This window comes from Microbacterium sp., assembly GCF_011620665.1.
GTDB lineage: Bacteria > Actinomycetota > Actinomycetes > Actinomycetales > Microbacteriaceae > Microbacterium.
Genome location: NZ_WOYQ01000025.1, coordinates 1 through 24,111, shown reverse-complemented (window position 1 = coordinate 24,111; position 24,111 = coordinate 1). Strand labels below are relative to the sequence as shown.

Here is a 24,111-nt window from a genome sequence, read left to right as displayed (position 1 = left end):
CAGAAACTACGCGATGATCCCGCCCGGCGAAGGCGACATCCAGGCCGTGCGCGTTGCGTCGATCGTAGATCCTCGCCGATTTAACCCGCGCGGGCAGCGACGTCTCTGCAGGTCGCCGGAAGCCTCAGAGAAGCAGTCGTCAGGATCAGACCGCTGTGTAGCCGCCGTCGATGGCGTGCTGGGAGCCGGTGATGAAGCTCGCCTTGTCGCTCAGGAGGAAGGTGACGAGATTGGCGACCTCTTCGGCCGTGCCCAGGCGTCCGGCAGGGTGTTTAGCGGTGAGTGCGTCATACGCCTCCGGGGGCAGCGACGACAGGAGCGGCGTGTCGATGTATCCGGGGTGCACCGAGTTGATTCGGATGCCCTGTGAGGCGTACCCGGCAGCGGCAGCTTTCGTCAGCCCGGCTACACCGTGCTTTGCCATCGTGTACGGCGCCGCCGTGGGCTCGCCGACCAGTCCCAGGATCGACGACATGTTGACGATTGCCCCGCCGCCCGCGGCGAGGATCGCGGGGATCTCATAGCGGAGTCCGTAGTAGACAGAATCCAGATTGACCGCAACGAGCTGACGGTAGGCCGCGAAGCCGTCGGTGTCGTCGTAGTCGCCGACGAGTCCCTGAGGCCCGCCGATCCCTGCGTTGTTGAAGGCGAGGTGCAAGGACCCATATGTGTCGACGGCGACGGCGACGGCGGCCTTGACGTCCTCTGGTGCACCCACGTCACCCGCCACCACGGTCGCCGTGCCGCCCGCGGAGGTGATATCGGCGACCACCGCTTCGGCGCTTTCGAGCCGCAGGTCCTGCGCGACGACCGTCGCTCCTTCTGTCGCGAGCTGGAGCGCGACCGCCTTGCCGATGCCCGATCCGGCACCTGTCACCAGTGCGACTTTGCCATTGAACTGCCCGGTCATGGGTTCTCTCCTTCGATGATCCGGTCCGCATGCCCAGCGATCGATCGTCGCGGATCGCTGCGAGCCCGTACACGATCCTACGCCGATGACGAGATTCGGACTGTCGCCGGAGCGACCGGGTCGCGCTTGAACTCCTCCGAGGACTTCACCGGCATGACTTCATCCTTCCCGCCCCGATCAATCAGATCAAAGCAGTCCCGGAGTCAACCGAAACTTCAGCATTCCCGGATCCGAACCCGAAACCACGAGTCCACGGGCCGAAGGAGGCACCCCGCCCGCACCCCGCGGCGTTGCGCTCAGCCGAACGCGCCGAGGTGCTGGCGGTGCTGGACAGCGACCGGCACGCGAACGTCTCAGGTGCGCAGGTCTACGCCCGTGATGCGCTACGGAGCCGGGACGAGTGGCCCCGCAGGCGTTCTGGTCCCCTTGGTCCCCTGATCCACAGAGAGCGGGGGCGAGGCGCTCAGCCGTTTAATGTGGTGAAACCGCAGCGAGTTCGGGCAGTGGCCCGCGGTGAGCAATCCGAGGTCGGCGTTTGATTCTGAATTGACCACAAATCCAGAAGTGCAAACACCCGTGCCAGACGAGTTCAGCAGCTATGTTCCGCCAGCGCGATTGTAGCTGGAAAGCGTGACCTGATCAGTCGACGGTGCGCCCCCAGATCAATTCGAACGGCACAGGCGCCGTCAACGAATCGAAGACGCGCTTCGCCTCTGCAAGCGTCCCTTCGCTCCCGCCGTGAACGGTGACGGTGATGCTACCTACCGAGATCTCGGGAGTCGGCCCGACGACGAACTGCACCTCCGGAGCCGCGAGTCCATCGAACTCGCGAATGACGCTCCTCGTCGCGTCCTCATAATCGGCTTGCGTGAACCCCACGTGCTCCTCGATCGAAGAGCTCAGACCAGTCTTCGAAAGCGCAGCGACGATCTCTGGAGGCACATCATCCTTGAAACCGATCTTGAAGTCGTTTCCCTGAGCACCGAGGAACGCGTACGCGAACTCACCTGGATATGCAGTCTCCGCGAGGTAAGCAACCTCGCCCAGCGGCTGTTGCTGGCTCAACCACACAGCTTCCTCATCAGTGAGGGGCGCCTCCTCGAGTGCATCCCCCTCGGCTTCCGGCGGATCCTCAGATCTACCGGGGCTTTTTCTGTCGGGCTGACAGGATTTGAACCTGCGACCCCCTGACCCCCAGTCAGGTGCGCTACCAAGCTGCGCCACAGCCCGTGGCATTCAGTTTTCAGTTATTCGGGCCGCCCGGGAGGCGTAAATCCCTTGACCCCCACTCAGGTGCGCTACCAAGCTGTGCCACATCGCGGTCCGCCGTCCGCACGCGGACAACTCCCCAATCCTACCCGGTCCGGATGGCGCCAGCGAACCGTCCGCACCTGTGGGGACTCGGCGGTACCGTCGCGCCCTGAGTTCTTCCACGGCGTTCTTCCACGGCGCACTGTCGGTCTTCTTGAACGCCAGCGCGATCGAGGTCGTCCGACTCACGCCGAGCCGACCGATCGCGCCGCTCGCGCTGCGCTGAGCGGGCAGAATCAGAGCATGGCCTCTTCCCGCGTGCGCGTCGATGCGTGGCTGTGGGCGATCCGCGTCTACAAGACGCGCTCGGCCGCAACGACCGCGTGCCGCGCGGGGCACGTGCGCGTCGGAGGTGAGAAGGCCAAAGCCTCACAGATCGTGCGGATCGGCGACGAGATCAGGGTGCGGCTCGCGGGCTTCGACCGGATCCTCGTTGTACGTGAGCTGCTGACCAAACGGGTCGGCGCGCCGGCTGCGGCGCTGGCCTTCGACGATCGCACCCCCGTGCGCGCGCCGTTGACATCGGTCGCCGTGCGTGACCGCGGCGCGGGGCGCCCGACCAAGCGCGAGCGGCGTGATATCGACCGCCTACGCGGACGCGACCTCGACCAGTAGCGCGCCGACCCGTCACCATCCGCGGAGAGTGCCCGAACGGCCCATCTCACAACTGGTCGCGAAGCCACCCGACAGGGCGGACGGATGCCGCCGCTCGCTCGAGCCGCGATCCCAGTTCGCGGTCGCTCGTAACCGTCGAAACGGCGCGCCCGCGTGCAATCAGCCTCTCGGCGGTCGCCACGATCTCATCGTCGCCCGCGCCCGCGGCGCGCACGACCGTCACACCTGCGACATCGTCGGCCCCCCGCGCATCGCCCTCGAGCACGGCGATGATCTCCGGAAACCAAACGTGCTCGGAAAGCCCGAGGCGCGCGGCGGCGACCCCACGGCCCGCAAGTGCCGTCAACTGCGCCAGCAACCGATCCGCTGCCCCCGCACGATCGCGCCACCATCCGTCGGGTACCGAGCCGACGACATTGGCGGCGTCGACGAGCACCGCGGGGTGCGTGTCGAGCAGCATGCGCAGCCGTGGCCACGACGCGGCGAAGCCGGGATGCAGCGGGTAGGCGTCGACGGCATCCACCGGGACCCACGCCAGCTCACGACTCTCGGGATCGCTGATGACGGGCTCGAACGGCACGGTCACGTCGGCGACCACCGTCGCATAGGTCCAGACATCCGCGTCGTACATGCTGATCAGTCGGGGGCGCACGGCATCGGCGGGAACCCCCGCCTCTTCGGCCGACTCTCTCAACGCAGCGTCGCACGCTGATTCGCCCTGGTGACGCGCGCCGCCCGGCAGCCCCCATGTGCCGCCGTGGTGGCTCCACGCGACCCGGTGCTGCAGCAGCACGCCGCGCTCAGCGTCGACCGCAAGCAGTCCGGCAGCGCCGAAACGCCCCCAATAGCGGGTGCCGTCGGCGGTCACGACCCACGCGTCGCCGGGATCGCGCGGCCCGTCCGGGCGGCGCGGCTCACCGGGGCGGGGCGGGACGATCGTCACAGTCCCAGCCTGTCACACCCGATGAGTGCCGCGGCGTGCGCCCGGCCCATCGAACGCGTCAGATGAACAGCGTGGTGCCCGACTTCTGCGCCTCGCCGAGGAAAGTGGCGACGCCGCCGAGCTCCACCCCCTCCTGCAGATCCGACTCCGCGATGCCCAGGAGATCCATCGTCATGGTGCATCCGATGAGGCGCGCACCGCCCCCGCGCGCCGCGCTCATCAGCTCGGGGAGCGTCTGCACGGAGTGTTGCTTCATGACGTGCTTGATCATCGCGCCGCCGGCACCCGCCATGTTCATCTGCGACAGCGGGAGCTTGTTCGGCCCCGAAGGCATCATCATGGCGAACATCCTGTCGAGCATCGACTTCTTTCGGGCGGGCGGGTCCTGCCGCCGGAGGGCATTGAGAGCCCAGAAGGTGAAGAACATCGATACCTTCTGGCCCATCGCGAGCGCGCCGTTGGCGATGATGAAAGCGGCGATGAGCTTGTCTAGATCGCCGGAGAAGACCACGAACGAGACCTGGTCGCGTGTGGCGACCGCGACTGCCGCCGGACGAGAACCGGCCTTGCGGAATGTCGCAACATAGCCCGGGCCCTCGGGGCTGATCGACAGCAGCTCGTGGCCCTTGGCGGACGCCCACGCCGGTCCGTCCTGCGCAAAGCCAGGATCGGAGACGTGAACCAGGACATCGTCGCCGGACGAAAGCGTGTCCATCGTCTGCGAGAGCTTCATGATCGGGCCCGGGCATGCCAGTCCGGTGCAGTCGAGCTCGACGACTTCTCCGGTTCCGCTGGCAGCGAGTTTCAGCTCGGTCGCCTCGGCGTAGGCGATCTCGGCCGGATGCGGGGCGCTGCGCTCCTTCTCGAGGTCGTGCCAGAACCGGAAGGTGTGCGACCCGCCGGAGAGTGTCCGCACATCAGTGAAACCGCGCTGCACGAGCGCGCGATAGGCCAGATAGCTGCGGAAGCCGACCGCGCAGTACAGCCGCACCGGCACCGCGGGGTCCCAGCCGGCCGATGCGTCGCGCACCGTCGGCAGCGGCACGTTCTCCGCGCCGGCGATGTGCCAGATCGCGAACTCCTCCGGCGTGCGCACATCGATGATGCGCGCGCCTTCGACAGCGGCGGGGAAGTCCTGCGCGTACCAGAGCTTCAGGTCGCCGCGAAGGACATTGGTGGCGAGGAACCCGGCCATGTTGACGGGATCCTTGGCCGAGCCGAACGGCGGCGCATAGGCGAGTTCGAACCCCTCGAGATCGTGCACCGTGGCGCCCAGCCTGATCGCGGTCGCGAAGACGTCGAGCCGCTTGTCCACTCCGTCGAATCCGGCGATCTGCGCGCCCAGCAGCGTGCCGCTCCCCGGAGCGAACAGCACCTTGATGTGCATCATCGCCGTGCCCGGGTAGTAGCCGGCGTGACCGGACGGATGCAGGTGAACGGTCAGGTACTCCAGACCCGCCTGAACGAGCTGCCGCTCGGTCGCGCCGGTGGCACCGGCGGTCATGTCGAAGACCTTCACGACCGACGTTCCCTGCGTGGAGAGGTACTCGGTTTCGCGTCCGCAGATGTTCTCGGCGGCCACACGCGCCTGTCGGTTGGCCGGTCCCGCGAGGGGAGTGATCCAGGTGCCCGGGAGCACGGTGTGGGCCGTTTCGACGGCATCCCCTGCCGCCCAGACGCGCGGGTCAGAGGTCTGCATGTGCGTGTCGACGACGATCCCGCCGCGCGGACCGAGCACGAGTCCCGCGTCGCGCGCGAGCGAGACGTTCGGCCGCACGCCCGCCGACAAGACGACCAGATCGGCCGCCAGCACGGCACCGCTGTTCAGTTCGACGCGCAGACCGCCGCCCGGGTCGGCAGTGAACGCGGCGGCGGCCGTGCCGAGGTGCAACTCGACACCGCGTCCGCGAACGTGCTGCTCGATGGGGATGGACACCTCCTTGTCGAGCGGAGGCAGGATCTGATCCGCGATCTCGACGATGGAGACCTCTGCCCCCCGATGACGGAAGTTCTCGGCCATCTCTACGCCGATGTAACCGGCGCCGATCACGACGGTGCGAACGGGGCGCCCGTCCACCGCGGCCTCGGCGATCACCCGGTCAAGGTGGTCCTTGATGCGATCCATGTCCTCGACGTTCCGCAGCACATGGATGCCGGGGAGGTCGGCGCCCGGGAGGGAGAGATGCACGGGGTCGGCGCCCGCACACAGCGCCAGGCGGTCGTAAGCCTCACGGTACTCGCGCCCCGTCTTCATATCGCGCACGGTCACGGTCTGGGCTGCGAGATCGAGTGCGATCACCTCGCTGTCGACGCGCACATCCAAATCGAGGGCCTCTCGGAGGCTCTCCGGAGTCTGGAGCAGCAGCCGCTCCCGATCGGCGATGACACCGCCGATGTGGTAGGGCAGACCGCAGTTGGCGAATGAGACGTAATCACCGCGTTCGAGAACAAGGATCTCGGCACTCTCATCGAGCCTTCGCGCACGCGCAGCAACAGAAGCACCTCCGGCGACTCCCCCGACGACGACAAGTTTCATGACATCTCCTCCGATATATGGTCTGACCACACAACCATACACCCCGGGGTATGCAGGGATCAAGACTGACGATACGAAGAATGCCCCCCGCCGAAGGTCGGCGAGGGGCATTCTTCGTGCGGGAATCTCAGCGCTGGCGCTTCTCCCGGACGCGCATGTTCGTGACGATCGGCGTGCCCTCGAACCCGAAGATCTCGCGCAGGCGCCGCTGGATGAACCGGCGGTAGCCCGGGTCGAGGAATCCGGTCGTGAACAGCACGAACGTCGGCGGACGGGTCGAGGCCTGCGTCCCGAAGAGGATGCGCGGCTGCTTGCCGCCGCGGAGGGGATGCGGATGCTCGGCGACGAGCGCGGCCAGGAACGCATTGAACTTGCCGGTCGGAATGCGTTGATCCCACGACGCCAGAGCAGTCTCGAGCGCCGGGACGAGCTTCTCAAGATGACGCCCCGTGCGCGCGGAGATGTTCACGCGCGGCGCCCAGGTCACGTGAGCAAGGTCCTGCTCGATCTCGCGTTCCAGGTAGCGCCGCCGATCAGCGCTCTCCATATCATCGTCGCTCAGGCGATCCCATTTGTTGAACGCGAGGACGAGGGCACGACCCGACTCGAGGACCAGGTCGATGATATTGAGATCCTGCACGCTGATCGACTGCGAAACGTCGAGGACGACGACGGCGACTTCGGCCTTTTCCAGTGCCGCGGAGGTACGCAACGACGCGTAGAAGTCCGCGCCCTGCTGCAGGTGCACGCGGCGCCGGATGCCCGCAGTGTCGACGAAGCGCCAGAGCTTGCCACCGAGCTCGACGAGCTCATCGACGGGATCCCGCGTCGTGCCCGCGAGCTCATTGACGACGACGCGCTCTTCACCCGCGGCCTTATTCAGCAGCGAGGACTTGCCGACGTTGGGGCGGCCGAGGATCGCGACTCGACGCGGCCCGCCGATCTCGTTGCCGGCGACGGCCGACACCTCGGGCAGCACCTTCATGACCTCGTCGAGGAGATCAGCGACCCCGCGGCCATGGATTGCGGAGACAGGGTGCGGCTCGCCGAGGCCCAGGTTCCACAGTGCCGCAGCTTCGGGCTCGTGCTTGGCGTCGTCTACCTTGTTCGCGATGAGGAACACCGGCCTGTCGGACTTGCGCAACATGCGCACGACGGCCTCGTCAGTGGCCGTTGCGCCGACCATCGCGTCGACGACGAACAGCACGATGTCGCACAGCTCGATCGCGACCTCGGCCTGGGCTGCGACGGAACGGTCGATCCCGCGGGCGTCCGGCTCCCAGCCGCCGGTGTCGACGAGCGTGAAGCGGCGCTCCATCCACTCGCCTTTGTAGGTGACGCGGTCGCGGGTCACCCCGGGGGTGTCCTCGACGACAGCCTCGCGGCGGCCGAGGATCCGGTTGACGAGCGCGGACTTGCCGACATTCGGTCGACCGACGATGGCGATGACCGGCAGCGCCGGGAGGATCTGGTACCCGTCCTCCTCACCGTCGAACCCGTCGAGGATGTCGGCATCGTCCTCATCGAGCTCGTAATCGGCCAACGACGCGCGCAAGCCCGCGGCCCGCTGCTCGGCGAGCTCTTCGTCGAGATCGGCCAGCTTCTCCTCGAGGTGGTCGGGACCGCCTTCGTATTCGTCTTCGGCGCTCATGCGGCCGCTCCTGTCGCTGCGCGGACGACGTCCAGGACGCCCTCCACGGTCTGTGTGAAATCGAGGTCGGTCGAGTCGACCACGTGCACGCCCTCGGCGGCGGTGAGGAAGTCGACGACCTGGATGTCTGCCGCATCGCGGCGGTGAAGGGCCGCCGCGACGGCAGCGGCATCCTGGCCGGACATCTCAGCGCTGCGGCGCGCAGCGCGGACCTCGGGGGCGGCCGTCAGCAAGATCCGCACCGGCGCGTCAGGAGCGACAACGGTCGTGATGTCGCGTCCCTCAACGACAACGCCTGGCCGTCCGGATGCGGCCACCAGCCCACGGAAGATCTCGTTCAGACGCGCGCGGACCTCCGGCACCCGGGCCACACCGCTGACCGCGTCCGTCACGCGGGGCTCGCGGATCACGGCGGTGACGTCGACGTCGCCCACCCGTACCCAGTAGTGGTCGGGGTCGAGTGAAATCGCATACGGGAAATGCTGCGCCGCGGCCAGCACCTCTTCGACGTCGGCGGTATCGTCCGCACGCTCGAGCACGTGCCACGCGAGCGCGCGATACGCGGCTCCGGTGTCGAGGAAGCCATAGCCGAGGCGCCGGGCGACTTCGCGCGAGACGCTCGACTTGCCGCTGCCGGCTGGTCCGTCGACGGCGATCGTGATGACCCCCGCACCCGAGTCTGTTGCACCCGTAGCCGAGTCTGCCGGACAGGTCACGACGGGATACTCGCGATCTTCCAGCCGCGCGCGATGAGCCCGTCGACCGCCTGCCGGACGACACCCGGGACCACGCTGATCTCGGCGAGACCGAACTGCGCGCCCGGAGAGTGTTCGAGACGGAGGTCTTCGACGTTGACATCGAGTTCGCCCAGCTCGCCGAACAGGCGTCCGAGCTGGCCCGGGGTGTCATCGACCATGACGACGACCTGCTCGTACCGCCTGCTCTGGCCGTGCTTGCCGGGAAGCCGCTCGACGCCGTCGTTGCCGCGGCGGATCGTGTCGGCGAGAGCACGCCGCGCGCCGGGGCTCTCGGGGTCGTGCAGCGCGTCAGCGACGACACGCAAGTCCTCGGCCAGGTCCGCGAGAACATCGCCGACCGGTCCCGCATTCGCTCCCAGAATCTGAACCCACAGCTCGGGCGCCGATGCTGCGATGCGGGTGGTGTCGCGCGCACCCTGCCCGACCAGACGAAGCGATCCCTCCGGTGCGTCGGTGAAACGGGCCGCCAGCAGGGAGGCCACCAATTGAGGAGTGTGCGACACGAGCGCGACCGAGCGGTCGTGCTCGTCGGGGGTCATCTCGATCGGCGTGGCACCGAGGTCGAGAGCGAGCGCCTCGACGAGGGCGAGGTCGGCGGCTGTGGTCGCTTCGCCGCGGCACACGACCCAGGGACGCCCGACGAAGATGTCTGCGCGCGCCGCGATCGCCCCTCCGCGCTCGCGACCTGCCATCGGATGCGACCCGATGTAGCGGCTGAGGTCGAGTCCGCGGCGCTGCAGGTCGTGAAGCGGCTCGAGTTTGACGCTGGCGACGTCAGTGACCACGGCATCCGGAAATGCCCTGAGCTCATGTTCGACGACATCCGCCGTAACATCCGGGGGTACGGCGACGACGATCAGCACGGGCTCGTCGCTCGCGTCGGCGGGGCGACCCGCCCCGTAGTCGACGGCGAGCCGCAGCTGCGCGGGGGAAGCGTCAACCAGGACCACGTCGACGCCGAGGGCGCGCAGCGCGTGACCGATGCTGGAGCCGAGGAGGCCCGCGCCCACGATGCGCACGGTCCCGGCGACGCGTGCCGCTCGGGCGCGCGCATCACCGCGGGTCGTGTCGGTCACGGGAATCTCCGGTCATCCGTCTGAGGATCAGTGTTCGGCCGCCGACTCATCCGTCGTGGCGGCCTCACGGCGCGACAGAGTGAGCAATGCGCCACGCTCCACTGTAGTCAGTTCGCGCGCACGACCCGCTGGGAGCGCACCCAGGCGGAGAGGGCCGAACTGCCGACGGACGAGTTCCACGACCGGATGGCCGACCTCAGCCATCATCCGTCGCACGATCCGGTTGCGCCCGGAGTGCAGGGTGAGTTCCACCAGGCTCGTCCCGGCACCCGTCGACGCGTCCAGGAGTCGTGCTTTGTCGGCAGCGATCGGACCGTCTTCGAGCTCGATGCCCTTCGTGAGGCGTGCGATCGTCTGGGCCGTCACCCGGCCGGCGACCTTCGCGATGTACACCTTCGTCACTCCGAACGAGGGGTGCGCGAGCACGTGCGCGAGGTCTCCGTCGTTCGTGAGCACGAGCAGTCCGCTGGTTTCGGCGTCGAGCCGGCCGACATTGTAGAGGCGCTCGGGCCAGTCGCGAGTGAAGCCGCGGAGATCGGGGCGGCCCTGGTCGTCCTTCATCGACGAGACGACACCGGTCGGCTTGTTGAGGAGGACGTAGCGCTTCGTGGCGTCGAGCTGAATGGCGGTGCCGTCGAGATCAACGAGGTCCGTTGCCGGGTCAATACGTGAGCCGAGCTCGGTCACGACGACACCGTTGACGCGCACGCGGCCTTCGGCGATGTACTGCTCGCACACCCGGCGAGAAGCGACGCCCGCGTTCGCGAGGACTTTCTGAAGGCGCACTCCGTCGGTGTCGCGCTCCCCCCCACGCCCGTGCCCGTCTCGATCGGTCATCGGAGTGCCTCCGAATCGAACCCCGCCGACCCGTCATCGAGCAGCGGAGCGATGTGCGGAAGCTCGTCGAGTGAGTTGATCCCCAGGTTCACCAGCAGCGCATCGGTCGTGCCGTAGTTGATCGCTCCGGTCTCGGGATCGGTGAACAGTTCGGTGATGAGGCCTCGCCCCACGAGCGTCCGCACGACCGAATCGACGTTCACGGCGCGGATCGAGGCCACGTGGCTGCGAGTCACGGGCTGCTTGTAGGCGATGACGGCCAACGTCTCGAGCGCCGCCTGTGAGAGCCGCGACGGTGCCTGGGAGTTCACGAATTCCGACACGACGTCGTCGTACTCCTCGCGCACATAGAGGCGCCAACCACCACCGACCTCGCGCAGTTCGAATCCACGGCGCGGGCCTCCACGGTGTCCGCCGTAGTCGGCGACGAGCGTCTCAAGGGCCTGGCGTACGGCCGGAATCGGCGCGCCGACGGCCGCTGCGAGGGCGACGAGGCTCTGCGGCTCATCGATGATCAGCAGGATCGCTTCGAGCCGCCGGACCACATCGAGCGGTTCGCTCGAGCGCGGCGACTCCGCTGCGTCGTTCGCTGGGTTCGATGACGGGTCATCGGTCATAATCGGCTCCGAGCGTGGCGAGATTCTCTTCGGACCAGCGTTCGGCGGTCCAGCGCAGCGTCAGTTCACCGAGCGGTTCGAGCTGTTCGAACGAGAGCGCCGAGTGACGGTAGAGCTCGAGCACGGCCAGGAAGCGCGACACGACGATTCCAGGCTGCGTGACGCCGGCGATGAGCTCACGGAAGTTGAGGGTCCCGGCATTGCGCAGGAGCGTGACGACGATCGCCGCCTGCTCGCGGATCGACACGAGCGGTGCGTGCAGGTGGTCGAGACCGACACGCGGAATCTCCTTCGGTGCGAAAGCGAGCAGGGCGATCGCGGCGAAGTCCTCGGCCGAGTGCGTCCAGATGAGCTCCGGCGCGGCGCGGCGATGCTTCTCGTCGAGGCGGACGCTGCGGGTGTGGCGCCGATCTTCGCGTTGCAGACACCGAGCGAACCAGGTCGATACTTCTTTGAACGCGCGGTACTGCAGAAGCCGGGCGAACAGCAGATCGCGTGCCTCCAGCAGCGCGACGGACTCGGCGTCGACGAGTTCGCCCTGGGGGAGGAGTCCGGCGACTTTCATATCGAGCAGTGTCACGGCCACCACGAGGAATTCTGACGCCTGCTCCAGTTCCTCATCCGCGTCGAGATGCGTGAGGTAGGCGATGAACTCGTCGGTGACCTTGCTGAGGGTGATCTCGGTAACGTCGAGCTCGCGCTGCGAGATGAGGCTCAGGAGCAGGTCGAACGGCCCGTCGAAGCCCGCGAGTGAGACCCGGAACCCGGGTGCCGCGGGGTCAGGCGACGGCGCCACGGGCGACCAGCTCCCGGGCCAGTCGCAGGTAGGCCTGTGCGGCTGCGTGCTCCGGCGCGAACGTCGTGATGGGAACCCCCGACACCGACGCGTCGGGGAACTTCACCGTGCGCCCGATCACGGTCTCCAGTACGTCGTCGCCGAACGCATCGACGACGCGCTCGAGGACCTCACGAGAGTGCAGTGTCCGCGGGTCGTACATCGTGGCGAGAACGCCGTCGAGCTTGATCGAGGGGTTCAGGCGATCGCGGATCTTTTCGATCGTCTCGATCAGCAACGCCACACCCCGCAGCGCGAAGAACTCGCACTCGAGGGGTACCAGGACGCCGTGGCTCGCCGTCAGCGCGTTGACCGTGAGCAGGCCGAGGGACGGTTGGCAATCGATGAGGATGACGTCGTACTCGGCGGACACCTTGCGCAGCACGCGAGAGAGGATCGTCTCGCGTGCGACTTCATTGATCAGGTGCACTTCTGCGGCCGAGAGATCGATGTTGGCAGGAAGGACGTCGAGTCCGTCGACCGAACTGTGCACGATCGCCTCGTGCGGGTCGCGCTTGATGTCCAGAAGCAGGTCATAGATCGTGGGCGCGTCGTGTGTCGCGATCCCCAGACCCGCCGAGAGGGCGCCCTGCGGGTCGAAGTCGACCGCGAGGACCTTGCGACCGTACTCGGCAAGGGATGCCGCCAGATTGATCGTCGTGGTGGTCTTTCCCACACCGCCCTTCTGGTTGCAGAGCGAGATGATGCGCGCAGGACCGTGGTCGGTCAGAGCGGGCGGCGTCGGGAAGCCGTGGTACGGACGGCCCGTGGGTCCCAGCGGGATCTCACCCGTCGGGACCTTCTTCGTCCCCGTCCCCCGCGCCTTGTCGGTCACCGACACTCCTTCAGCCTCCTGCATGGTGCTCCCGATTCTCGCACACCGCCCCTCGCCCTCCGGGAGACGCGACAGAGTGTCGACGACACGCGCAGTGCAACACTGAAGTCATGGTTCGACCACTGTTCTCCCACCGCGGAGTTCGCACTGCGCTCCTTTCCGCTTTGCTCTTCGGGGCCGGCACGCCGCTGGCAAAGGTTCTGCTCGGTGCCGACATCAATCCGTGGCTGCTGGCCGGGTTGCTCTACTGCGGGTCGGGGATCGGTCTCGGGCTTCTCCGCGCGATTCGCCGCGCGCCGCGCGTCCGGCTCGCGCGCCGTGAACTCGTGCCGCTTGGCGGCGCGATCCTCAGCGGCGGCATCATCGCCCCGGTCCTGCTCATGGCCGGGCTCTCGAACATGCCGGCAACGGGGGCATCGCTGCTCTTGAACGCGGAGGGCGTGTTCACCGCGCTGCTCGCGTGGTTCGTGTTCCGGGAGAATTTCGATCGCCGCATCGTGCTCGGCATGGTCGCGATCGTCGCAGGGGCCGTGCTCCTCAGCATCCCGAACGGTGCCGAGCTCGGCAGCCCCTGGCCGGGTCTGGCGATCCTCGCGGCGTGCCTCTTCTGGGGATTGGACAACAACCTCACACGGATGATCGCGCTCACCGATGCCACCTGGCTCGCTGCCGCGAAGGGGCTCGTCGCGGGCCCGGTGAACCTCACCCTCGCATTCGCGCTCGGCGCCACCGTGCCCGCCTTCGGCAGCATCGCCGCGGCGCTGGTCATCGGCTTCTTCGCATATGGCGTCAGCCTCGCCCTGTTCATCGTCGCGATGCGCCACGTCGGCACTGCGCGTGCCGGTGCCTACTTCACGATCGCGCCGTTCTTCGGAGCGATCCTCGCGATCATCCTCGGCGATCCCGTCAGCTGGCAACTCGTCGCCGCTGGACTGCTGATGGCAGTGGGCGTCTGGCTCCATCTCACCGAACGGCACAGTCACCCGCACACCCACGAAGCCCTCACCCACACCCACGCGCATGTCCACGACGAGCACCACCAGCACGAGCACGACGAGCCGGTACCGGCCGGCACCCGCCACACCCATCCACACTCGCACGAACCCCTCACCCACACGCACGATCATTATCCGGACGCGCACCACCGCCACACGCACTGACCCGCTGTGCCGACCGGATAGGGGAGGAGGTCAGAAGAGCCAGCCGAGCACGCCGAGGCGGACCTGTGCGGCAACCGCGATCAGCAGGCCCGGCGCGAGCACGTGGCCGCACCGGGTCTGTTCAGCGCGCGCGGGGGTGGGAGGTCGCGTAGACATCGCGCAACGTATCGACCGTCACGTGGGTATAGATCTGGGTCGTCGCAACCGACGCGTGCCCGAGGAGCTCCTGGACGACGCGGACATCGGCGCCGCCCTGCAGAAGGTGCGTCGCGAACGAGTGCCGGAGTGTGTGGGGAGAGACGTGCGCGCTGAGACTTGCCCGCTCGGCGGCGTGCTGGATCACAAGCCACGCGCTCTGTCGCGACAGGGGCGCACCGCGCGCGCCGAGAAAGAGCCGCGGGCTTGCCTTTCCGCGCCGCGAGAGCTCAGGTCGCGCTCGCGCGAGATAGGCGTCGACAGCGGCTCGCGCGTAGGAGCCCACCGGCACGATGCGCTCCTTGGATCCCTTCCCGCGCACCCGGAGCACGTCGCCGTGCGCCAGGTCGTCGACGTCGAGCTGAGTGACTTCCGATACCCGCGCACCGGTGGCGTAGAGCAACTCCAACAGCGCGCGGTCACGCAGACGCACGATATCTGTGTCCGTCGCATCCCCGGGCGCCGGCCCGGCGGCATCGAGCAGCGCCACCACCTCGTCGTACGGGAGCGCTTTCGGCAACCGCTGCGGCGCCTTCGGCGGACGCAGCCGATCGCTGGGATCATCGGTGCTGAGCCCCTCGCGCACCAGGTAGCGGTGCATGCCGCGCAAGGACGACTGCAGGCGTGCCAGGGACGTGGCCGCCGGGGGCGGAACGGATGCCGCGCGCTCCCCCACGAAGGCGCCGACGAGGCCCGGCGTGACGTCCTCCGTCTCAGAGACGCCCTGCCTCACCAGCCAGCCGACGTACCCGGCGAGATCGCGCCGATACGCCGCGACCGTGTGGTCGGAGAGGCCGCGCTCGATCGAGACATGCCGGAGGTATGCGTCGACGGCACGTTCGAGTCTCACGTCTCGACGGTCCCGATCGCGCGCGAGCGCCGTTCCCAAGGGCTGTTCGCCGGCACGAGGGTCGCCCACTCGCGCGCGCGTGCCGCATATGCGGTCATTGCGCCGACGATCAGGGAGGGGTTCTGCACGCGGCGGGCGAGGATGGCATCCACGACCTCGTCGAGCGGCACCCAGCGCACCTCGATGTCGGCTTCCTCCTCGGTGCGCACGAAGGTCTCCGCCGTCGCGGAGAGCTCCCGGGCGAGGTAGATGCGGATGGTCTCGTCGCTGCCGCCCGGCGAGGTGGCGAACTCGGCCAGGACATCCCAGCGCGCGGCGACGAGATCCGCCTCCTCGGCCAGTTCCCGCGCGGCGGCGGGTTGCGCGTCCTCCTCCGCGATGTCGAGGAGCCCCGCGGGGATCTCCCACTCACGCATCCGCACCGGATGCCGGTACTGCTTGATCAGCAGTATCCGGTCCCGATCGTCGAGCGCGAGCACCGCGACGGCACCGGTGTGGTCCACGTACTCGCGGACCATCGTGCCTCCGCCGTACGCGACCTCATCGCGGCGGATGTTCCAGATCTTGCCCGTGAAAGCGGTCTCGGTGCGGGTGACTTCGAAACTCACCGGGTCATCCTGCAGGACGTCAGTCACTGACCCTCTGCTCACCGAACGGCTCGACGTCGAAGAGCTCCCCGGCGCTGTGCCGCTCGAGCGCCGCAGCTACCAGGCCGCGGAACAGGGGGTGGGCCTCGGTCGGCCGCGACCGCAGCTCTGGATGCGCCTGCGTTGCGATGTAGTACGGGTGCACGTCACGCGGCAGCTCGACGTACTCGACGAGGTTGCGGTCGGGTGAGAGCCCCGAGAACACGAGTCCGGCCGCAGCGATCTGATCGCGGTACTTGTTGTTGACCTCGTATCGGTGGCGATGACGCTCGGACACACGGGTCGCCCCATAGACCTCGGCTGCGAGGGATCCTTCCGCGAGCTGCGCTTCGTACAGGCCCAACCGCATCGTGCCGCCGAGGTCTCCCCCGGCGAGGATGTCGACCTGCTCGGCCATGGTCGCGATGACGGGGAACTCGGTGTCGGGGTCGAACTCGCTCGAACTCGCCCCGACGAGGCCCGCGAGATTGCGCGCGTATTCGATGACCATGCACTGCAGACCCAGGCAGATGCCGAGCGTGGGAATGCCCTGCTCACGCGCGAACTTCAGCGCGCCGAGCTTTCCTTCGATCCCCCGGATGCCGAAGCCCCCTGGCACGACGATTCCGTCGAGCGCGGCGAGCGCCTTCTCGGCACCTTCGGGAGTCTCGCACAGGTCGGACGGGATCCAAGTGACCTGGACCTTCGTCTCCTGCGCGAAGCCACCGGCCTTGAGCGCCTCGGTCACGGACAGGTAGGCATCCGGCAGGTCGATGTACTTGCCGACCAGACCGATCGTGACCTCGTGCTGGGGGTTGTGCACGGCCTGGAGAACCTGATTCCAGCGGCTCCAGTCGACCTCGTTGGCTTTGGCGGAGAGTCCCAGCCGACGGACGATGTAGCTGTCGAGGCCCTGATCGTTCAAGGTCGACGGAATGTCGTAGATGCTCGGCAGGTCGACGGTGTTGATCACGGCTTCCACGTCGACGTCGCACATCAGCGCGATCTTGCGCTTGTTGCTGTCGGTGACGGGACGGTCGCTGCGCAAGACCAGGGCATCCGGCTGGATGCCGATCGATCGCAGCGCCGCGACGGAATGCTGCGTCGGCTTGGTCTTCTGCTCACCCGATGCGCCCATGAAGGGAACGAGCGAGACGTGGACGAAAAAGACGCTGGCGCGGCCGAGTTCGTGACGCAGCTGACGGGCAGCCTCCAGAAAGGGCTGCGACTCGATGTCGCCGACCGTGCCGCCTATCTCGGTGATGATGACATCGGGTCGGGGTGACTCATCGGCCTGCAGTCGCATGCGCCGCTTGATCTCGTCGGTGATGTGGGGAATCACCTGAACCGTGTCGCCGAGATACTCGCCGCGGCGCTCGCGCGCGATGACCTGCGAGTAGATCTGACCCGTCGTGACGTTGGCGGCCTGGCTGAGTTCGATGTCGAGGAATCGCTCGTAGTGCCCGATGTCTAGGTCGGTCTCGGCACCATCGTCGGTGACGAAGACCTCGCCGTGCTGGAACGGATTCATCGTTCCTGGGTCGACGTTGAGGTACGGATCGAGCTTCTGCATCACGACGCGCAACCCTCGTGCCGTCAGGAGGTTCCCGAGGCTCGCGGCCGTGAGTCCCTTGCCCAATGACGAAACGACACCACCCGTCACGAAGATGTGCGTGGTGATGCCGAGACTAGGTGCGCCCGCTGCAGAGGTAGTGTCCGTCACGGGCTTTCATCCTATCAGTCGTGAAGTGCCGAGGCTCAGCAGCTCCCGGGCATGTTCGAGTGCGGCGGCCGAATCCGACAGTCCCGAGAGCAAGCGCGCCATCTCGGCTTCACGATCGGCTCCGGTGAGCGCGCGGACGCTGGAGGCTGTGACGGCTCCATCGCTGGATTTCACCACGCTCAGGTGGTTGCTCGCGAATGCGGCCACCTGCGCGAGGTGGGTGACGGCGATCACCTGGCTCGTCTCCGCGAGGCGCGCCAGGCGCCGCCCCACTTCGATCGCGGCCGCACCGCCGATTCCGGCATCCACCTCATCGAAGACGAACGTGGGCACGCTGTCCGTGCCCGCGATGACGACCTCGATCGCCAGCATGACACGACTGAGCTCGCCACCGGACGCGCCCTTGGCGACAGAACGCAGAGCAGCGCCCGGATGCGGTGCGAGCAAGAGGGCGACGTCGTCGCGTCCCACGGTGGTTTCGGAGCCTGGCTGGACCGCGACCTCGACACGCGCGTCAGGCAGGGCAAGGGCCCGAAGCTCGTCGGTGACAGCGGCACTCAGTCGAACCGCAGCCGCGACGCGGGCCGAAGTCAGTGCCCGGGCGGTGTCATCGAGGGTGGCTGCCGCGCCGCGCACCTCGGCCGCCAATCGCTCGATGCGGTCGCCGTCATCATCGAGCTCGAGCAGTCGTGCCGCTCCGCTCTCTCGCAGTGCCAGCACATCGTCGAGCGTGCCGTGCGCTCGGATCAGGGTGTTCAGCAGGGCCCGACGGTCCTGCAGGGTGGCCAGCTCATGGGGGCCGGTTTCATCCAGGTCGGCCAGATATGCGCTCAGTTCGCCTGCAACGTCCGCGAGACGGTAACCGAGCTCCTCGAGGGACGCGGCATGAGCGGCGAGGGACGGGTCACTGTGCGCCGCGCGCTCGAGGGCTCGGCGTGCTTCGGCCAGCAGACCGGCGACGTCTGGCTGATCCTCATCGCTTGAGAGGGCGGAGTGCGCCGTCGCCGCCGCAAGCCGTAACTCCTCCGTGTGCGACAGGCGTTCCACCCGCTGGGTGAGTTCGACGTCCTCCCCCGGTCGCGGATCGATCTGTTCGATCTCTGCGAGCATCTCCCGCAGCCGGGCCGCCTCCTGCGCGCGGTGCGCACGCTGGGAGGCAAGGACGTCGAGTTCAGCCGACAGAGCGTGGGCACGCGCGTGCGCAGCGCGATACGAATCCAGCGCTGCGGCGATCGGCGCGCCGCCGAAGCGGTCGAGAGCCTCGCGCTGGGCCGCGGCCGACCGCAGTCGCAGTTGATCCGACTGACCGTGCACCACGACGAGGTGGTCGGCGAGGTCCGCGAGAACCCCGGCGGGAGCAGCCCGCCCGCCGACGCTTGCGCGACTTCGGCCTTCCGCGGTCAGGGTGCGGCCGAGGTACAGCTCCGCACGTCCGCCGCCGATCGGCTCGATCTCGCCGCCGGCGTCGGCGACGCGGTCGGCGACCGCACCCTCTTGGGAAATGATCCACACGCCTTCGACGGTGGCCTGTTCGGCGCCTGCGCGCACCGCGGTCGCGTCAGCGCGTGCACCCAGGAGCAATCCCAGCCCAGTGACCACCATGGTCTTGCCGGCGCCGGTCTCACCGGTCACTGCCGTGAACCCGGGACCGATGGGGAGCGTCGCCTCGGCGATCACACCCAGGTCGCGCAGCGTCATCTGCTCGATCACAGGCTGTCCTGCGCCGATGGCGTGAGGGGCCCCCGCCATCCGGTGACCGGCAGCTGGAACTTCCGCACGAGTCGATCGGTGAAGGGCGCCGGGTGCAGGCGTGCGAGTCGTACGCTTCGGCGCGATCGTCGCACGACCACCCGCGCGCCGGGCGGGAGGTCGTGCGAGCGGCGCCCGTCGCACCACAGGATTCCGGTGCCGTCGGTGCGCGCGAGGACTTCGATCGCAACCGCCGCCTCCGGGCCGACCACGAGCGGCCGGGCGAACAGTGCGTGCGCCGACAGCGGCACGACGGCGATGGCTTCGACCGTCGGCCAGATCACCGGCCCGCCGGCAGAGAAGTTGTACGCGGTCGAGCCCGTCGGCGTCGCGATGACGATGCCGTCACACCCGAAGCTGGACAGCGGTCTGCCGTCTATTTCGATGATGACTTCCATCATGCGCTCGCGCGCGGCCTTCTCGACCGTGGCCTCGTTGAGCGCCCAGGTCTCGTAGATGACCGCTCCCGGCGCGTCTTTGACGCGGACGTTGAGCGCCATGCGCTCCTCGACCTCGTAGTCGCGATCGATGACACGCTGCATGGCGTCGTCGATGACGTCTGCCTCGATCTCCGCGAGGAAGCCGACGTGGCCCATGTTGATTCCGAGGATCGGAGCGGTGCCCTCGCGGACGAGTTCCGCGGCGCGCAGGATCGTTCCGTCGCCGCCGAGGACGATTGCCAGCTCGATGTCGGCGACGGCGACGTCCCTCCCCAGCGCGGGAAGCGGCCCGACCTCGGCCAGCGCCTTCACGATCTCGGGGTCGTCGGCGGGGAGAACGGGACGCGCACCCGACGCCACCAGCGCACCGACGACGCGCTGAGCCGCGGCAATGGTCTCTTCGCGACGCGCATGGGCGACGATAAGGATGTTGCGCTGCTGCGTGGTCATCCCTCTCCTGCCAGTCGATTCACGGTGCCCAACCATTCTGTCGGGTTTCCGTGATCATCGGCGCCGCTGCGAGGGCGCAGGTGCGTGACGAACTCCCGATTCCCATGTGTGCCGACGATCGGCGACGCGATCACACCATGCGTGCCGAGTCCCGCATCCCACGCCGACCACAGCACGCTGGCCGTCGCGTCGGCGCGGGCGGCCGCATCGGTCACGAGACCCTCGCGCACACCGCCGCGACCCACCTCGAACTGAGGCTTGATCAGCAGCACGATGTCGCTGGTCACGGCGGCGACCGCCGCAACGGCCGGGAGCACGTGAGCCAGCGAGATGAAGGACAAGTCCCCCGTGATCACCTCCGGCCGCATTGCGACACCGGATGCCTCGGCGAGCGACCCGGCGGTCATGTGGCGGACGTTGTAGCCCTCGACGGAGATCACGCGAGCATCCGCTCCGATGGACGGCGCGAGCTGCCCGTGGCCGACGTCGACGGCGATCACCGGGTCGGCGCCGCGTTCGCGGAGCACCTGGGTGAAGCCGCCCGTCGACGCGCCCATGTCGAGCGTCACGCGCCCGTCGACGGAGACCCCGAACGCATCGAGCCCCGCGATGAGTTTGTGTGCCGCGCGACTGACGTAGTGGTCGGATGCCGCCACCTCGATCGGGTCGGTGTCCGCGACCTTCGCGGAGGGTTTCACGACCGGCCGTCCGCCGACGCAAACCAGACCCGCCTCGATCAGCTGGGCGGCGTGCGTGCGCGACCGAGCGAGGCCGCGCGCGGCGATCGCCGCGTCCAGGCGCATGCTCACGCGTAGCGGTCGCTGCTGCCGGAATCGAGCCGGCGCGCGAGATCGTCGTGCAAGGCCGCATAGGCGACGGCGCGCTCGGACAGCGGCCGGCCCTCGATCACATCGAGGGCCGACAGCAGGTCTTCGTGGCGAGCGTCGGGGTCAGAGGCATCCATCGACATGCGTCAAAGATACGCGGTCCACCCGCTTGCGGGGCGTTGTCACGGCCGGTGGAAAGGATCCGCGTACAGCCGCTCGGGCACACGGAATCCGTAGATCGCGCGACCGGTCGCCCAGATCGCCGCGGCGCCTGCACGCACGAGGTCGATGGGCCGATCACCCTCCGAGACGATAGTGACCTCCGGACCATCGATGCGAACGGCAGCGGTCCCCACGGTCGTCACGCCGCCGCGCACGACGGTCTCGGGGTACTCCTCGTCAAGATCCCGAAGGTCTCCCAGAATGTATGTCGGACGTGAGGAATCGGGCGCGGCCAGCACATGCTTGGGCCGGTCGATGCCGGTCAGGACGAGCGCCGAGTCGATCCCGGCGGCCTGCGCTCCGGCGATGTCGGTGTCGAGACGGTCGCCCAGGAACAGCGGGTGACGCGCTCCGAATCGGGCGACCGCTTCCTCGAAGATCGCACGCTCCGGCTTGCCCGCCACGACGGCCAGCCGCCCCACCGCCGTGTGGACAGCCGAGACCAACGTTCCGTTTCCCGGCGCGATCCCACGTGCCTGTGGAATCGTCCAGTCGGTGTTCGTGGCGATCCAAGGGATGCCGCCGTCGTCCTCCGGTGTCGCCAGCGCGTACGCGGCCTCAGCGAGATGCTCCCATCCGACGTGGGGGGCGAAACCCTGAACGACCGCGGACGGCGCGTCGTCGGCGCTGCGCGTGACGACGTAGCCGGCCTTTTCGAGTTCGTCGACGAGTCCATCCCCACCCACCACGAGGATCGTTGCGGGTGGCCGCACCCGCTCGCGCAGCAATCGCACCGCCGCTTGCGGACTGGTGACGATGTCGCTCGGTCGCGTGGAGCCGAGACCCAGTGATCGTAGGTGCTCCGCGACGGCGACGTCAGTGCGCGACGCATTGTTCGTGATGTAGCCGAGCCGTCGGCCCGCACCGGCACGATTGAGACTGTCGACTGCGTGCGGCACGGCACAGGCTCCCGCATAGACGACGCCGTCGAGATCCGCAAAGACGGCGTCGACGTCATCGAGCGGCGTACGCCCGACCCGTCGACCGAAAAGTGCCATCAGGCCGGATCCTCGGCGATCCCCACCTCACCCGGCATCTCCTCCACCTCGTCGACGACCAGAAATTCACGGTCGGCGTCCACCGCGTCCAATGCGTCTTCAGCAACCTCTGCACGATGCTGCCATTCGGCCGCCTCGTCGGTGCGACCGAGTTCCTCGAGCACAGCGGCCCGAGCGGCGAAAAGACCCGGACTCCAGCTGAACGCCCGGTGGGGATCGAGCTCCGGGATGTCAAGCTCCTGTAAAGCTCGTTCGTTCTCACCGAGATCGAGGCGAGCGCCCGACATAGCGATCGCGAGCTCGACCCGGACTTCGACCGGCAGTTGAGACCGGTCGACGGCGCGACCCACCTCGAGTGCTCGATCGGGTCGTCCGACACCACGCTCGCTGTCGACCAGGAGAGCGATCTGGTCGTCACGGCCCGAGATCCGACGAAAAGTACGCAGCTCCCGCACCGCGAGCGCAAAGTTGCGCGTCGCATACGCCGTGATCGCAACCGTTTCGCGGACGACCGCAATGCGCCCCGCGCTGCGCGAAGCGGCAAGGGCGTGCTCGTGCGCAAGCCCGGGATCGTCGTCAATCAGCCGCGCGGCCATCGCCAAGTGTCGCGCAACCTGCTCAGCATTCTCTTTACTCAGCGTCTTCAGCTCATTCCGAGCGGGCCCATTCAGGTCCTGAGGAGAGACGTCGTCAGGCAGCGGCGGTCCCGCCGGCACGGTCCGGCGCTCGGAATCCTGCGGGGGACGAGCGGTCCGATGTCCGCCGTCTCGGCCCGCAGAGAAACCCCGCTGATTCGTGCCGGACGCGTAAGACTTGCGCTCACCATCACGCGGCGGAACCGATCTGCGCTCACCGCCCCGCGGTTGTGCGGACGTATCGCCATCCCGCTTGACGTACGGCCGACCCTCCCCAGACCGAGGTGCGCGAGAGCGCGAGCCCGCCGGCGAATATCGCGGCTTGCCCCCGGCACGGGGTCGCTCGTCTTCGTCCATCACAGCATCCTTCCAGGTGCGGGTTAACGAGAAAAGGCCACCCAGCGTTGGGTGGCCTTTTCACGAAGGAAGTCCGGCGGTGTCCTACTCTCCCACAGGGTCCCCCCTGCAGTACCATCGGCGCTGTGAGGCTTAGCTTCCGGGTTCGGAATGTAACCGGGCGTTTCCCTCACGCTATGGCCGCCGAAACACTATTGATGTTTCAATCTGCACAACAAAGTCATTGTCATGCGGTTCTCGACCGTACATCGAGAACCACTCAGTGGACGCAAGCACCAAAAAACGGTGTGTTATCAAGTCATCGGCTTATTAGTACCAGTCAGCTGCACGTGTTGCCACGCTTACACATCTGGCCTATCAACCCAGTAATCTGGCTGGGAGCCTCTCGCCCGAAGGCATGGAAATCTCATCTTGAGGCCGGCTTCCCGCTTAGATGCTTTCAGCGGTTATCCATCCCGAACGTAGCTAATCAGCGGTGCTCCTGGCGGAACAACTGACACACCAGAGGTTCGTCCAACCCGGTCCTCTCGTACTAGGGTCAGATCCTCTCAAATTTCCTGCGCGCGCAGCGGATAGGGACCGAACTGTCTCACGACGTTCTAAACCCAGCTCGCGTACCGCTTTAATGGGCGAACAGCCCAACCCTTGGGACCTACTCCAGCCCCAGGATGCGACGAGCCGACATCGAGGTGCCAAACCATGCCGTCGATATGGACTCTTGGGCAAGATCAGCCTGTTATCCCCGGGGTACCTTTTATCCGTTGAGCGACGGCGCTTCCACAAGCCACCGCCGGATCACTAGTCCCGACTTTCGTCCCTGCTCGACCTGTCAGTCTCACAGTCAAGCTCCCTTGTGCACTTACACTCGCCACCTGATTGCCAACCAGGTTGAGGGAACCTTTGGGCGCCTCCGTTACTTTTTGGGAGGCAACCGCCCCAGTTAAACTACCCACCA

General features: G+C 67.5%; 23 protein-coding genes, 1 tRNA gene and 2 rRNA genes. 3 read left to right on the top strand and 23 right to left on the bottom strand.

Annotation, left to right across the window (positions count from 1 at the left end):
• Positions 1–145 precede the first annotated feature (145 nt).
• From QZV81_RS04015 to QZV81_RS04005, 3 genes are all read right to left on the bottom strand, one after another.
• Positions 146–910, bottom strand: coding sequence for a glucose 1-dehydrogenase (locus QZV81_RS04015; protein WP_292832869.1), 765 nt, complete (start codon positions 908–910; stop codon positions 146–148).
• Positions 911–1,549: 639 nt separating this feature from the next.
• Positions 1,550–1,975 (bottom strand): hypothetical protein, encoded by a 426-nt coding sequence (locus QZV81_RS04010; protein WP_292832866.1) that lies wholly within the window; start codon positions 1,973–1,975, stop codon positions 1,550–1,552.
• 91 nt (positions 1,976–2,066) lie between these two features.
• Positions 2,067–2,140, bottom strand: a tRNA-Pro gene (locus QZV81_RS04005).
• 163 nt (positions 2,141–2,303) lie between these two features.
• Between QZV81_RS04005 and QZV81_RS04000 the strand changes: the two genes are divergently transcribed.
• Both QZV81_RS04000 and QZV81_RS03995 read left to right on the top strand, forming a co-directional pair.
• The gene (locus QZV81_RS04000; protein ID WP_292832863.1) at positions 2,304–2,447 is read left to right on the top strand and encodes a hypothetical protein; all 144 of its coding nucleotides are present in this window, start codon (positions 2,304–2,306) and stop codon (positions 2,445–2,447) included.
• Between the two features lie 17 nt (positions 2,448–2,464).
• Entirely contained in the window at positions 2,465–2,836 is a 372-nt protein-coding gene (locus QZV81_RS03995) for an RNA-binding S4 domain-containing protein (RefSeq protein WP_292832860.1), read from the top strand.
• Between the two features lie 46 nt (positions 2,837–2,882).
• On the opposite strand, the gene QZV81_RS03990 is transcribed toward QZV81_RS03995, so the two are convergent.
• The 9 genes from QZV81_RS03990 to QZV81_RS03950 all read right to left on the bottom strand — a co-directional run bounded on the left by QZV81_RS03990 (position 2,883) and on the right by QZV81_RS03950 (position 12,948).
• Positions 2,883–3,779, bottom strand: a complete 897-nt coding sequence (locus tag QZV81_RS03990; protein WP_292832857.1) for an NUDIX hydrolase — start codon at positions 3,777–3,779, stop codon at positions 2,883–2,885.
• A gap of 58 nt (positions 3,780–3,837) precedes the next feature.
• Positions 3,838–6,315 carry an FAD-dependent oxidoreductase gene (locus QZV81_RS03985; protein WP_292832854.1) on the bottom strand — a complete coding sequence of 826 codons (2,478 nt, stop codon included), beginning with the start codon at positions 6,313–6,315 and terminating at the stop codon, positions 3,838–3,840.
• 127 nt (positions 6,316–6,442) lie between these two features.
• A complete protein-coding gene (gene der / locus QZV81_RS03980) occupies positions 6,443–7,966 on the bottom strand; it encodes a ribosome biogenesis GTPase Der (RefSeq protein ID WP_292832851.1) in 1,524 nt (507 codons plus the stop codon).
• Positions 7,963–8,682: a (d)CMP kinase gene (gene cmk, locus QZV81_RS03975; protein WP_292832848.1), complete on the bottom strand. Its 720-nt coding sequence runs from the start codon at positions 8,680–8,682 to the stop codon at positions 7,963–7,965. Before cmk ends, der begins: the two co-directional genes overlap by 4 nt.
• The gene (locus QZV81_RS03970; protein WP_292832845.1) at positions 8,679–9,800 is read right to left on the bottom strand and encodes a prephenate dehydrogenase; all 1,122 of its coding nucleotides are present in this window, start codon (positions 9,798–9,800) and stop codon (positions 8,679–8,681) included. Before QZV81_RS03970 ends, cmk begins: the two co-directional genes overlap by 4 nt.
• A 27-nt stretch (positions 9,801–9,827) precedes the next feature.
• Positions 9,828–10,637, bottom strand: a complete 810-nt coding sequence (locus QZV81_RS03965; protein ID WP_292832842.1) for a pseudouridine synthase — start codon at positions 10,635–10,637, stop codon at positions 9,828–9,830.
• A complete protein-coding gene (scpB, locus tag QZV81_RS03960; protein WP_292832839.1) occupies positions 10,634–11,254 on the bottom strand; it encodes an SMC-Scp complex subunit ScpB in 621 nt (206 codons plus the stop codon). The genes QZV81_RS03965 and scpB overlap by 4 nt, the downstream gene beginning before the upstream one ends.
• Complete coding sequence (locus tag QZV81_RS03955; RefSeq protein ID WP_292832836.1) at positions 11,244–12,050, bottom strand: ScpA family protein; 807 nt, start codon at positions 12,048–12,050, stop codon at positions 11,244–11,246. The genes scpB and QZV81_RS03955 overlap by 11 nt, the downstream gene beginning before the upstream one ends.
• The gene (locus QZV81_RS03950; RefSeq protein WP_292832833.1) at positions 12,034–12,948 is read right to left on the bottom strand and encodes a ParA family protein; all 915 of its coding nucleotides are present in this window, start codon (positions 12,946–12,948) and stop codon (positions 12,034–12,036) included. The genes QZV81_RS03955 and QZV81_RS03950 overlap by 17 nt, the downstream gene beginning before the upstream one ends.
• 86 nt (positions 12,949–13,034) lie before the next feature.
• Between QZV81_RS03950 and QZV81_RS03945 the strand changes: the two genes are divergently transcribed.
• Positions 13,035–14,084, top strand: coding sequence for a DMT family transporter (locus tag QZV81_RS03945; RefSeq protein WP_292832831.1), 1,050 nt, complete (start codon positions 13,035–13,037; stop codon positions 14,082–14,084).
• Positions 14,085–14,205: 121 nt separating this feature from the next.
• On the opposite strand, the gene QZV81_RS03940 is transcribed toward QZV81_RS03945, so the two are convergent.
• From QZV81_RS03940 to QZV81_RS03890, 11 genes are all read right to left on the bottom strand, one after another.
• Entirely contained in the window at positions 14,206–15,129 is a 924-nt protein-coding gene (locus QZV81_RS03940) for a site-specific tyrosine recombinase XerD (protein ID WP_292832829.1), read from the bottom strand.
• Positions 15,126–15,764 (bottom strand): NUDIX hydrolase, encoded by a 639-nt coding sequence (locus QZV81_RS03935; RefSeq protein WP_292832827.1) that lies wholly within the window; start codon positions 15,762–15,764, stop codon positions 15,126–15,128. The genes QZV81_RS03940 and QZV81_RS03935 overlap by 4 nt, the downstream gene beginning before the upstream one ends.
• Positions 15,757–17,478, bottom strand: a complete 1,722-nt coding sequence (locus tag QZV81_RS03930; protein ID WP_292832824.1) for a CTP synthase — start codon at positions 17,476–17,478, stop codon at positions 15,757–15,759. Before QZV81_RS03930 ends, QZV81_RS03935 begins: the two co-directional genes overlap by 8 nt.
• A gap of 6 nt (positions 17,479–17,484) precedes the next feature.
• Entirely contained in the window at positions 17,485–19,188 is a 1,704-nt protein-coding gene (gene recN / locus QZV81_RS03925; protein ID WP_292832820.1) for a DNA repair protein RecN, read from the bottom strand.
• Positions 19,185–20,117: an NAD kinase gene (locus tag QZV81_RS03920; RefSeq protein WP_292832817.1), complete on the bottom strand. Its 933-nt coding sequence runs from the start codon at positions 20,115–20,117 to the stop codon at positions 19,185–19,187. Before QZV81_RS03920 ends, recN begins: the two co-directional genes overlap by 4 nt.
• Complete coding sequence (locus QZV81_RS03915; protein WP_292832814.1) at positions 20,114–20,926, bottom strand: TlyA family RNA methyltransferase; 813 nt, start codon at positions 20,924–20,926, stop codon at positions 20,114–20,116. The genes QZV81_RS03920 and QZV81_RS03915 overlap by 4 nt, the downstream gene beginning before the upstream one ends.
• Positions 20,923–21,087: a hypothetical protein gene (locus QZV81_RS03910; RefSeq protein ID WP_292832895.1), complete on the bottom strand. Its 165-nt coding sequence runs from the start codon at positions 21,085–21,087 to the stop codon at positions 20,923–20,925. The genes QZV81_RS03915 and QZV81_RS03910 overlap by 4 nt, the downstream gene beginning before the upstream one ends.
• Positions 21,088–21,126: 39 nt before the next feature.
• Positions 21,127–22,164 carry an HAD-IIA family hydrolase gene (locus QZV81_RS03905; protein ID WP_292832811.1) on the bottom strand — a complete coding sequence of 346 codons (1,038 nt, stop codon included), beginning with the start codon at positions 22,162–22,164 and terminating at the stop codon, positions 21,127–21,129.
• Positions 22,164–22,760, bottom strand: a complete 597-nt coding sequence (locus tag QZV81_RS03900) for a hypothetical protein (protein WP_292832808.1) — start codon at positions 22,758–22,760, stop codon at positions 22,164–22,166. Before QZV81_RS03900 ends, QZV81_RS03905 begins: the two co-directional genes overlap by 1 nt.
• Before the next feature lie 467 nt (positions 22,761–23,227).
• Positions 23,228–23,344: ribosomal RNA gene (gene rrf, locus QZV81_RS03895) — 5S ribosomal RNA — on the bottom strand.
• A 101-nt stretch (positions 23,345–23,445) separates the two neighbouring features.
• Positions 23,446–24,111, bottom strand: a 23S ribosomal RNA gene (locus QZV81_RS03890); the annotation flags it as partial.

What these genes read in the sequence shown, in the direction of transcription:
- QZV81_RS03910 (WP_292832895.1), bottom strand. Translation starts at nt 21,087, where the DNA reads ATGTCGATGGATGCCTCTGACCCCGACGCTCGCCACGAAGACCTGCTG.
- QZV81_RS03905 (WP_292832811.1), bottom strand. Translation starts at nt 22,164, where the DNA reads ATGGCACTTTTCGGTCGACGGGTCGGGCGTACGCCGCTCGATGACGTC.
- der (WP_292832851.1), bottom strand. Translation starts at nt 7,966, where the DNA reads ATGAGCGCCGAAGACGAATACGAAGGCGGTCCCGACCACCTCGAGGAG.
- QZV81_RS03950 (WP_292832833.1), bottom strand. Translation starts at nt 12,948, where the DNA reads ATGCAGGAGGCTGAAGGAGTGTCGGTGACCGACAAGGCGCGGGGGACG.
- QZV81_RS04015 (WP_292832869.1), bottom strand. Translation starts at nt 910, where the DNA reads ATGACCGGGCAGTTCAATGGCAAAGTCGCACTGGTGACAGGTGCCGGA.
- QZV81_RS03900 (WP_292832808.1), bottom strand. Translation starts at nt 22,760, where the DNA reads ATGGCCGCGCGGCTGATTGACGACGATCCCGGGCTTGCGCACGAGCAC.
- QZV81_RS03965 (WP_292832842.1), bottom strand. Translation starts at nt 10,637, where the DNA reads ATGACCGATCGAGACGGGCACGGGCGTGGGGGGGAGCGCGACACCGAC.
- QZV81_RS03945 (WP_292832831.1), top strand. Translation starts at nt 13,035, where the DNA reads ATGGTTCGACCACTGTTCTCCCACCGCGGAGTTCGCACTGCGCTCCTT.
- QZV81_RS03920 (WP_292832817.1), bottom strand. Translation starts at nt 20,117, where the DNA reads ATGACCACGCAGCAGCGCAACATCCTTATCGTCGCCCATGCGCGTCGC.
- QZV81_RS03985 (WP_292832854.1), bottom strand. Translation starts at nt 6,315, where the DNA reads ATGAAACTTGTCGTCGTCGGGGGAGTCGCCGGAGGTGCTTCTGTTGCT.
- scpB (WP_292832839.1), bottom strand. Translation starts at nt 11,254, where the DNA reads ATGACCGATGACCCGTCATCGAACCCAGCGAACGACGCAGCGGAGTCG.
- QZV81_RS03995 (WP_292832860.1), top strand. Translation starts at nt 2,465, where the DNA reads ATGGCCTCTTCCCGCGTGCGCGTCGATGCGTGGCTGTGGGCGATCCGC.